This is a genomic window from Allobosea sp. CER48, from assembly GCF_044752385.1.
Lineage (GTDB): Bacteria > Pseudomonadota > Alphaproteobacteria > Rhizobiales > Beijerinckiaceae > Allobosea.
Map to the genome: position 1 here is coordinate 1 of NZ_JBIWYK010000073.1, position 9,738 is coordinate 9,738.

Annotated in this window: 10 protein-coding genes and 1 pseudogene; 6 read left to right on the forward strand and 5 right to left on the reverse strand. The window is 67.8% G+C overall.

All coding sequences use genetic code 11. The features are described from left to right. Both ACIPIA_RS04885 and ACIPIA_RS04890 read left to right on the forward strand, forming a co-directional pair. Window positions 1-239: pseudogene (locus tag ACIPIA_RS04885) on the forward strand (dihydrolipoamide dehydrogenase); the annotation flags it as partial. A gap of 11 nt (window positions 240-250) precedes the next feature. Beyond that, entirely contained in the window at window positions 251-1,708 is a 1,458-nt protein-coding gene (locus ACIPIA_RS04890; protein WP_400507225.1) for a sensor histidine kinase, read from the forward strand. Window positions 1,709-1,720: 12 nt separating this feature from the next. Here ACIPIA_RS04890 and ACIPIA_RS04895 read toward each other — a convergent pair whose 3' ends face one another. Then, window positions 1,721-2,350 (reverse strand): S24 family peptidase, encoded by a 630-nt coding sequence (locus ACIPIA_RS04895; protein ID WP_400507227.1) that lies wholly within the window; start codon window positions 2,348-2,350, stop codon window positions 1,721-1,723. Window positions 2,351-2,516: 166 nt separating this feature from the next. Here ACIPIA_RS04895 and ACIPIA_RS04900 point away from each other — a divergent pair, with 166 nt between their 5' ends. Both ACIPIA_RS04900 and ACIPIA_RS04905 read left to right on the forward strand, forming a co-directional pair. Beyond that, window positions 2,517-2,861 carry a DUF952 domain-containing protein gene (locus tag ACIPIA_RS04900; RefSeq protein ID WP_400507240.1) on the forward strand — a complete coding sequence of 115 codons (345 nt, stop codon included), beginning with the start codon at window positions 2,517-2,519 and terminating at the stop codon, window positions 2,859-2,861. Continuing rightward, complete coding sequence (locus ACIPIA_RS04905; protein WP_400507228.1) at window positions 2,858-3,946, forward strand: quinone-dependent dihydroorotate dehydrogenase; 1,089 nt, start codon at window positions 2,858-2,860, stop codon at window positions 3,944-3,946. The genes ACIPIA_RS04900 and ACIPIA_RS04905 overlap by 4 nt, the downstream gene beginning before the upstream one ends. A gap of 2 nt (window positions 3,947-3,948) precedes the next feature. Here the strand turns inward: ACIPIA_RS04905 and ACIPIA_RS04910 are convergent, their stop codons facing one another. The 3 genes from ACIPIA_RS04910 to ACIPIA_RS04920 form a co-directional block, all read right to left on the reverse strand. Continuing rightward, the gene (locus ACIPIA_RS04910; protein WP_400507230.1) at window positions 3,949-4,203 is read right to left on the reverse strand and encodes a DUF6460 domain-containing protein; all 255 of its coding nucleotides are present in this window, start codon (window positions 4,201-4,203) and stop codon (window positions 3,949-3,951) included. A gap of 102 nt (window positions 4,204-4,305) precedes the next feature. Next, a complete protein-coding gene (locus ACIPIA_RS04915; RefSeq protein WP_400507232.1) occupies window positions 4,306-4,986 on the reverse strand; it encodes a response regulator in 681 nt (226 codons plus the stop codon). A gap of 149 nt (window positions 4,987-5,135) precedes the next feature. Then, complete coding sequence (locus ACIPIA_RS04920; protein WP_400507233.1) at window positions 5,136-6,773, reverse strand: cisplatin damage response ATP-dependent DNA ligase; 1,638 nt, start codon at window positions 6,771-6,773, stop codon at window positions 5,136-5,138. Window positions 6,774-6,886: 113 nt separating this feature from the next. Here ACIPIA_RS04920 and ACIPIA_RS04925 point away from each other — a divergent pair, with 113 nt between their 5' ends. After that, window positions 6,887-7,657 (forward strand): SGNH/GDSL hydrolase family protein, encoded by a 771-nt coding sequence (locus ACIPIA_RS04925; protein WP_400507235.1) that lies wholly within the window; start codon window positions 6,887-6,889, stop codon window positions 7,655-7,657. Between the two features lie 7 nt (window positions 7,658-7,664). On the opposite strand, the gene ACIPIA_RS04930 is transcribed toward ACIPIA_RS04925, so the two are convergent. Continuing rightward, window positions 7,665-8,735, reverse strand: coding sequence for a ligase-associated DNA damage response exonuclease (locus ACIPIA_RS04930; RefSeq protein WP_400507236.1), 1,071 nt, complete (start codon window positions 8,733-8,735; stop codon window positions 7,665-7,667). Window positions 8,736-8,758: 23 nt separating this feature from the next. Here ACIPIA_RS04930 and ACIPIA_RS04935 point away from each other — a divergent pair, with 23 nt between their 5' ends. Next, on the forward strand, window positions 8,759-9,718 hold the full coding sequence (locus ACIPIA_RS04935) for a methyltransferase domain-containing protein (RefSeq protein WP_400507238.1): 960 nt from the start codon (window positions 8,759-8,761) through the stop codon (window positions 9,716-9,718). The last annotated feature ends 20 nt before the right edge of the window (window positions 9,719-9,738 follow it).

The following is a 9,738-nucleotide window of genomic DNA, read 5'->3' on the forward strand; positions in this document are numbered from 1 at the left end:
CCGACAAGCGGGGCCGTATCCTCGGCGTCACCATCGTCGGTGCGGGTGCCGGCGAGCTGATCGCGCCGTGGTGCGTCGCCGCAGGGGCCGAGCTTACGATTCAGAGCATGGCCGGGGTCGTGATGCCGGCGCTCGCCCGCTCGGACGCCTCGCGCCGCGCGGCACTATCCTTCCATGTTCCGTCGACGACGAATCCTCGCCTGCGGCGCTTGATCGGCTTTTTGCGGCGTTTCGGCTAAGATCGGCGTCGATGCTCCAACCCGGCCTGCCCAGGAACGATCTGTCGATCAGTCAGCCGCGCGGCCTGACCCGCCTCGGTCTGTCGGCCAAGCTGCTGCTGGTTACCGTGCTCTTCGTCATGCTGGCGGAGGTCGTGATCTACCTTCCCTCCATCGCGAACTTCCGGCGCAACTGGCTGCATGACCGAATCGCCGCGGCGCAGGTCGCGGCGCTGGTTCTGGAGGGGGCGCCCGAGGACGGTTTGCCGGAAGGCAGCGAGAACCGGCTGCTGATGGGTGTCGGCGCCCGATCGATCGCGGCGCGCGTCGGTGGCGCGCGCCGGCTGCTCAGTCTCGATTCGATGCCGCCCCCGGAAGTCTCCCGCTCGATCGACCTGCGCAATCTCAGCTGGATCAACGCGATCGAAGAAGCCGTTGCGGTGCTCGTCGCACCTGCGACCATGCCGATCCGCGTGGTCGGCGAGGCAGTCGGCGGTGCCGACTTCGTCGAGATCATCATCGATGAAGCCCCGCTGCGACGGGCGATGCTGAAATTCTCATGGAGCCTGCTGCTGATCTCGCTGCTGATCACCGGGCTGACGGCGCTCGCGGTCTACATCGCGCTGAACGCGCTGATCATCGGCCCGATCAGACGCCTCGCGGCGAACGTCATGGAGTTCGAGGCCGATCCCGAGAATCCACAGCGCATCATAGAACCCTCGCTGCGCGCCGACGAGATCGGCGAGGCCGAGCGCGCGCTCGCCCGCATGGAAGAGACGCTCGCCGGCGAGCTGCGCACAAAGAAGCATCTCGCAGAGCTCGGCCTGGCCGTCTCCAAGATCAACCATGACCTGCGCAACATGCTGGCGGCAGCGCAGCTCATGTCCGACCAGTTGATCGAGACCCGCGACGCCAAGATCCGCCGCTTCGCACCGCGGCTGATCGCGACGCTGGGGCGCGCCATCGAGTTCTGCCAGGCCACCCTCGCCTACGGCCGTGCGGCGGAGGCGACGCCGGCCATCCGGGACGTCGCGTTGCGCCAGCTCGTCGCCGAGCAGGCAGAGATGCTCGGTCTGCCTGGCGACGGGCGGCTGCGTTTCGAAAACCGTGTCCCAGCCGAGCTGACCGCGCCATGTGACCCCGACCAGATGGCGCGCGTGCTGACGAACCTGATGCGCAATTCCGTTCAGGCCCTGGCTCAGGCCGGTGCGGAAGCCGACGCGCAACCGCTGCTGGCCGTGACGGCCGGGCCGGTCAACGGCACCGTGGCGCTACGCATCATCGACAATGGACCGGGCGTGCCGGAGCGGGCCCGGGCCAATCTCTTCCAGGCCTTCCGCGGCTCGGTGACACCGGGCGGCACCGGGCTCGGGCTTGCCGTCGCGGCGGAACTCGTCCGGCTGCACGGCGGCACGATCGAACTCGAACCCTCTCCTGCGGGCGCCGTGTTCAGGGTCGCGCTGCCACTGCGGCGTAACAACGGCCATTGAGAGGCCGGTCGGCTACTGACTCGCCCAGATCACCCGCGCCATGAAGGCGATCTCGGCGAGATTCAACGTCCGGTCCGGATGCTCCGGGTTGAGCGAGGCAAGCTCGACAGTCTTGGCAGTCTGACGCCTGAGCTGCTTGGCCAGCACCTCGCCCTCGACCGTCTTGACCACGACGCGGTCGCCGCGCCGCACCGTCGCCGTCGGCGAAACGATGATGGTGTCCCCGTCTCGATAGAGAGGCAGCATCGAATCGCCGGAGATTTCGAGCGCGTAGGCCTTCTCCTCCGCCATGCCGGGGAAAGCGACTTCCTCCCAGCCAGTTCCCACCGGAAAGCCGCCATCGTCGAAGAAGCCCCCGGCCCCTGCCTGCGCAAAGCCGATCAGCGGGATGGTGCGCCCCGGAGCGGTATCGCGCCGCAGCACCGCACTCATGAACTCGTCAAGCGAGGCACCGGTCGCCGCCAGGATCTTGGCGATCGACTCCGTCGAGGGCCAACGCTCGCGTCCGTCCGGCGCCACGCGCTTCGAGCGGTTGAAGGTGGTGGCGTCCAGGCCCGCCTTGCGTGCCAGCCCCGAAGCCGTGAACCCGTAGCGCTGGGCAAGCATGTCGATCGCCCCCCAGATCTGGTCGTGTGACAGCATCGCGCGGGCCTCGCTTCGCTCTTGCCGCAGGGCTGGGATCGACAATAGGAAATATACCCTATCGCTTGAGATTTCAATCCGAATCTTGCTGCGACCCGGCTATCGCTTGCGGAATCCTCCTGCCAGGGATTAAGCCGTGGCCCGACATGTTTCCGCGAGACTGCCGGTGCCCCTGATCTACAAGATATGCCCAGCCCCGCTCTGGCGTGATGCGGAGCAGAATGGCCGCTTCGAGGGCGCTCCCATCGACCTCTCCGACGGCTACATCCATTTTTCGACGGCCACCCAGCTCGCCGAGACCGCGGCCAGGCACTTCGCCGGGCAGACGGACCTTCTCCTCGTCGCGGTCGATGATTCGCGTTTTGACAGGGCCCTGCGCTACGAGCCCTCGCGCGGGGGCGCCCTGTTTCCCCATCTCTACGCCACGCTCGATCCGAAAGCTGTGCGCTGGGTCGCACCGCTGCCGCTCAAGGCCGATGGCAGCCACGCCATTCCGGGAGACCTGACATGATCGGCGGCCTGTTCAACCTGGCCCGGCCATTGATTCACCGCATGGATGCGGAGACGGCCCATCGCCTCACGGTCGCGGCGCTGGCCGCCGCGCCGGCGCTCAAGCCGGGGTCGGACGACCCCGTTCTCGCGACGGAAGCCTTCGGCCTCAGCTTCACTAACCCGGTTGGGCTCGCGGCTGGCTTCGACAAGCATGCCGAAGCGGTCGATGGCGCATTGGGCCTCGGATTCGGCTTCGTCGAAGTCGGCGGGGTGACGCCGCTGCCCCAGCCCGGCAATCCGCGCCCGCGCGTCTTCCGGCTCATCGAGGACGAAGCCGTCATCAACCGCTACGGCCTCAACAGCGAAGGCATGGAAGCCGTCGCAGTGCGGCTCGCGGCCCGGCGAAGCCGTGGCGGGCTGGTCGGCGTCAATCTCGGCGCCAACAAGGATTCCACCGACCGCGCTGCAGACTACGCCACGCTTGCCCGGCGGCTGGCGCCGCTCGCCGACTTCCTGACGATCAACGTCTCCTCGCCCAACACGCCGGGCCTGCGCGACCTGCAGGCAGAGTCCGCGCTAGACGACCTTGTGGCGCGCACGCTCGCGGCGCGGGACGAGGTGGCGGCCGGAGGCCGGCGCACGCGGGTTCTCGTCAAGATCGCACCTGACCTGACGATGCCCGAGCTCGATGGCATGATCGCGGTCGCCCGGAAGCGCGGGATCGACGGCATGATCGTTTCCAACACCACGATCACGCGCCCCGAGAGCCTGCGCAACGCCGCCAAGGCGGAGACCGGCGGATTGTCAGGGAAGCCGCTGTTCACCGCCTCGACCCGTATCCTCGCCGAGGCCTACCTGCGCGTCGAAGGACAGTTCCCGCTCATCGGCGTCGGCGGCGTCGATTCCGCCGAAACGGCCTTCGCCAAGATCCGCGCCGGCGCGACGCTGGTGCAGTTCTATTCGGCGATGGTGTTCAAGGGCCCGGGGCTGGCGAAGGAGATCAAGGCCGGTCTCGCCACGCGGGCGCGCCGCGCCGGCCTGACGCGGTTGACGGCCCTGATCGGGCGCGACGCGGCAGCGATCGCCCGTGGCGAGGGGCTGTAAGCTTACTTCCGCGCCGCGAAGAGCCGCATCAGCAGCCAGAGCGGCACGACGATCAGGGCGCCGGCGATGACCCATGCGCCGACCTCGCGCACCGCTCCGAAGCCGAGCCCGGTTATCGAGCGGATGAACCGCGCCCCGGCCTCATAGAGCCCGCGCGGCGACAGGCCTAGGAAAGCCATTGCGGCTCCGACCAGGAGCGAGATGAAGATCAGACGGACGAGGACGCTGAGCGGCGAGCCGCCGATAAACCGTTCCATGGAAGCAATGGCCACCCTGTTGCGCCCCGCGCATTTCCGGGGCGCTTCGCAACCGTCTTAACCTGAAACCCGCCGCGCTTGAACGGTATCTGAACGGCTGGCTCAAGCCGTCGCGGAGGCCCCGGCCGTCGCCCAGGCCGTGCCTGCGATCTTCGATGCCGCGATCACGGCCTGCGTGCGACTGTCGACGTCGAGCTTGGTCAGGATCGCCGAGACATGGGCCTTCACTGTCGCCTCGGAGACGCCGAGCTCGTAGGCGATCTGCTTGTTGAGCAGCCCCTCTGACAGCATCATCAGCACGCGCACCTGCTGCGGCGTCAGCGTCGAGAGGCGGCGAACCATGTCGGCAACCTCGGCATCGACCGGAGCCGACAGGTCGACGCCCGGCGGCGTCCAGACCCCGCCATCGAGCACGGCGCGGATCGCCTCGCCCATCTGCGCGACATCGGCGGTCTTGGGCAGGAAGCCGAGGGCGCCGAATTCGATGCATCGGCGAATCACCGCCGGGTCGTCATTGGCAGAGACGACGATCACCGGAATCTCGGGATGGTCGGCGCGCAGGAACAGGAGACCGGAGAAGCCCTGCACGCCAGGCATGGTCAGATCGAGCAGCACGAGATCGGCATCGCCTCCACTCGCCAAGGCTTCGGTCAGAGCTTCCAGGGAGCCGACTTCACTGACCTCGGCGCCGCCGATGGCGCTCGATACGGCCTGGCGCAACGCACCGCGAAAAAGCGGGTGGTCGTCCGCGATGACGATCCGCGTCGAAGGCTGCTTGGTCATCGCCACCACTCCCTAAAGCCTGCACCGGTTCTGCCCGAAAACCGCATTCCGCATGTCCCGGCCGATGCTCTTGTCCAGCCCGGGCATTTTGCCTCAGGCGGAGAAGTGATCACAAGCACCCTGCGCGCAAGGCTGCAACCCATTCTGGCTCAGCCATTGGTCGGCAACAGCGCTTCCAGCACCTCGATATGGTCGGCTTCGCGCGGCGGCTTGTCCCAGCGGATGCGGTTGATCCGGGGGAAGCGCATCGCCAGCCCGGATTTGTGCCGGGTCGAGCGCTGCAGTCCCTCGAATGCGACCTCGAAGACGAGCCCGGCCTGCGCATCATGCGTGACCTCGCGCACCGGGCCGAAGCGGTTCAAAGTGTTCTTGCGCACGTATTTGTCGATCTCGACCAACTCCTCGTCGGTGAAGCCGAAATAGGCCTTGCCGACGGGCACCAGCTCCTCCCCGCCTTCTTCGCCAACGCGCCAGACGCCGAAGGTGTAGTCGGAATAGAAGGAGGAGCGCTTGCCGTGGCCGCGCTGGGCATACATCAGCACGCAGTCGACCAGCCGCGCATCCCGTTTCCATTTCCACCAGTAGCCCTTGGGGCGCCCCGGCAGGTAGGGCGAGTCGCGCCGCTTGATCATGCAGCCTTCGACGGCTTCCGCGTCGGCGCCAGCCCCGGCCGAGGCCGGATCGGCGCGGGCCGCCGTCAATTCCTCCCACGACCCGAAGGGGATCGTCGGCGAGAGATCGAAGCGGGTGCTGGCGAGACGCGACAGGAAGGCCTCGAGCCGCTGGCGTCGCTCCCCGAAAGGCAGGTGGCGGATATCCTCCTCGCCATCGACGAGCAGGTCGTAGACGCGGATATGGGCGGGAAATTCGCCGAGCATCTTCGCCGTGACGGTCTTGCGGTTGAGCCTTTGCTGGAGGGTGTTGAAGCTCTGTACCGCGCTCTCGCGCATCACCAGCAGCTCGCCGTCGAGCGCGCCATCCTGCGTCAGCTCCTCGACAAGGTCGGGGAAGGCGGCGGCGATGTCCTCGCCAGTGCGCGAATAGAGGCGCGTGACGCGGGTGCCGTCCGCCCTGCGGCCGCTCGCCGCCTGGACGCGGATGCCGTCCCATTTCCATTCGGCCGAGAACTCGGCCGGGTCGAGCTTGCCGAAATCCCCGTCCTCGATCGGATGAGAGAGCATGACCGGGCGGAACGGCGCGGGGTCGCGCGCGGCCGGCCGCGCACCCCTGCCCTCCAGCCAGGCGAAGAGTTCGGCGTAAGGCGGCTCGAGCCCGTGCCAGACCTGCTCGACCTCGTCGGGCGACACACCGCCCAGGCTGGCCGCCGCCGTCTTGGCGAGACGGGCGGACACGCCGATCCGCAGCGCGCCGGTGATGAGCTTCAGCAGCGCCCAGCGCCCGGTCTCGTCGAGCGCATCGAGCCAACCCGCGACAAGGCGTGGCAGGTCGGTCTTGCCGGCCTCGCGCAGGCTCTCGACGACCTCCGGCAAATGCGGCACCGCATTGGCACCGTGCCGTGCCGGCCACATCAGGGCGACCGTCTCCGAGAGATCGCCGACATAATCGTAGGACAGTGCGAAGAGCACCGGGTCCGTCCGCTCGGCGACCAATGCACGGATCAGCCCGGCCTTGGCATTGCGGAAGACGAGACCACCCGTCATCGCAGCCAGCGCATAGCCGCGATCGGGATCCGGCGTGGTGCGCAGATAATCGGCGATCAGCGCCAGCTTCGCGTTGCGGCGCGGCTCATAGGCGAGACGATCGAGCAGCCAGGCGAAGCGATTCATGCTGTCGCTTCTCCGCTACGGCGCATCGGTTTCGGCATGTTGCACCGCATCGTTCAGATACCGTTCATGAAGCAAACCTTAACGGCAGCAATGTAGCCAGGAGAGAGACGCCGATGCGTGCCGCGATGCGGTTCCTTGCCTTGCCTGTCATCGCTGCAACGCTTTCGGCCGGGGCCCCCGCACAGGCGGCGAGCTTCTCCTGCCGCGAGACGCCGATCGTGCGCTCGAACGCGACGCTCGCACCACTTTCGGCCAAGATCGCACAAGGCCAGTCGCTGGCGATCCTGGCGATCGGGTCCTCCTCGACGGAGGGCATCGGCGCGAGCGCCAAGGACAAGACCTATCCCGCACGCCTCCAGGCGCTGCTCGGCAAGGCGTGGCCTAAATCGCAGATCGAGATCGTCAATGCCGGCATCGGCGGCGAGACCGCGCCGCAGACCCTTGCCCGGCTGAAGGCGGCGCTGGCCACGCGCAGCTACGATCTCGTCATCTGGCAGGTCGGCACCAACGATGCCGTCACCGGCGGCGATCTCGACGCATTCAAGGCGATGGTGACCGACGGCATCGCAATGGTGCGCGAGGCCGGCCCGGCGCTCGCCATCCTCGATCCGCAGTATTTCCCGTCCGTTCGGGACCCCCAGCGCTATGGCGCCTATGTCGAAGCCGTCGGCGACGTCGCGCGTCGTGAGGCCGTTCCGGTCTTCGCCCGCTATGCGGCGATGCGCGAATGGCACCGCACCGACGCAGAGGCCTTCAAGGCCGCGCTGTGGACGGACGGCTTCCATATGAGCGATGCCGGCTATGACTGCCTCGCACGCGACATGGCGAATGCCATGGTCGGGATGGCCGCGCCTGCGCGGCCGCTCGTCGCCGCTTCGCGCTGATAGAGGCCTAGACGGCAGCCGCATCGGCAGCCTCCCCGGCCGTATCGGCCTCGCCCTCGTCGCCATAGCCGACGAGATGCAACGGCTTGGCCTTCAGTCCCGCCGTGCCGCACCAGTGGACGAGCGCATCGGCCTCGCCATGCGTCACCCAGATCTCGCCGGCCTGGACCTCGCGAATGGTCGCGAGCAGATCGTCCCAGTCGGCATGGTCGGAGATGACCAGCGGCAGCTCGACGCCCTTCTGCCGCGCCCGGGCACGGATGCGCATCCAGCCCGAGGCGAAGGACGTGACCGGATCGGGAAAGCGACGCGCCCATAGATCCTGCGTCGCACTCGGCGGGCAGATGACGATCTCGCCCCCCAGCGTCTTGCGGTCGGTGTCGGCGACCATGCGGATCTCGCCGAGCGGAATGCCCTCGTCCTTGTAGAATGCCGTGATCTTCTCGAGCGCACCGTGGCTATAGATCGGCCGCTCGTAGCCGGCCTCGCGGATCAGCGCCATGACGCGCTGCGCCTTGCCGAGCGAATAGGCGCCCAGGATATGCGTCCGCTCCGGGAAGAGCCTGACGGATTCGAGGAGCTTTGCCACCTCCCCCGCCGCCGGCGGATGCCGGAAGACCGGCAGACCGAAAGTCGCCTCGGTGATAAAGATGTCGCAGGGCACGACCTCGAAGGAAGCGCAGGTCGGGTCGCGCTCTCGCTTGTAGTCGCCGGAGGCGACGATGCGCAGGCCGCGGCTCTCGACCATGATCTGGGCCGAACCGAGAACATGGCCGGCGGGCATGAAGCGGAACTCGACCTCGCCGATGCGGATCGGCTCGCCCGGCACCGCCTCCTGCCGGGTGCCGGCGAAGGCTTCGCCGTAGCGCAGCGCCATGATCGCAAGCGTCTCGCGGGTCGCCAGCACGGAACCGTGGCCGGCGCGGGCATGGTCGGAATGGCCATGGGTGATGAGGGCCCGCGCCACGGGACGGACGGGATCGATATGGACGTCGGCCGGCGGGCAGTAGAGCCCGGACGGGGTCGGCAGCAGTAATTCGGAGGGGCGCCAGCGGGCGCTTTGTCTGGCCAGCGTCATGCTCCTCGGCTAGACCCGCAATCATGACCGAGAAAGGCCAGACCACGTATTTCGCGAGTTCCGGCGACCCGGTGCTCGACCGCCGCTATGGCTGGGCCGAAGCTGCGCTGAAGGATGGCGACGCGCAAGCGGCCGTCGAGATCCTCGACCAGACCCTGGCGCAGGCCTATCACTTCACAGCCGCCTGGCATCTCTACGGGTTGGCGCAGGAGGCTCTCGGCCACAAGGAGGACGCCGCCACCGCCTGGCGGCAATGCCTCGACCTCGACCCCAACGACCATTTCGGCGCGCGACTCGACCTTGCCCGCATCGGTGCGCTGCCGGCCGAACAGGCGACTTCCGAGAATTTCTCCGGCGCGCTGTTCGACGCCTACGCCGACCGCTTCGACAGTCATCTCACCGAAACCCTGCAATACAACGCGCCCGACCTGCTGAAGGCGGCGCTGGTGCGCTGCTGCAGCAACGCCGGCCGGCCGTTCCGGTTCGACATCGTCTATGATCTCGGTTGCGGCACGGGGCTGATGGGCGAAGCCATCCACGAGCAGAGCGGCTTCATCGCCGGCTGCGATCTCTCGCCGCGCATGATCGAACGGGCGCGGACCAAGTTGGCCCCCGACGGGACGCCGCTCTACGATAAGCTTGCCGTTGCGGGGCTGACGAGTTTCCTGACCAGCCGCCCGGACGCCTCGGCGGACCTTGTCGTCGCGGCCGATGTCTTCGTCTATCTCGGCGAGCTCGCTCCCTGCTTCCGTCAGAGCGCGCGCGTGCTGGAACCGGGCGGCCTCCTCGCCTTCACGGTGCAGAGCCATGACGGCGAAGGCGTGGTCGTCGGGGAGGACAGGCGGTTCGCTCATGCGGAGAGCTGGCTGCGGCAGCGGCTGGGTGAGGCAGGGCTCACTCCGCTACTCCTCGAACCTGCCAGCACGCGGCAGGATCGCGGTGCCCCGGTGCCGGGGCTGGTCGTGGTCGCGGAACGGCGCTGAATCGAGGCAGCCACAAGCCT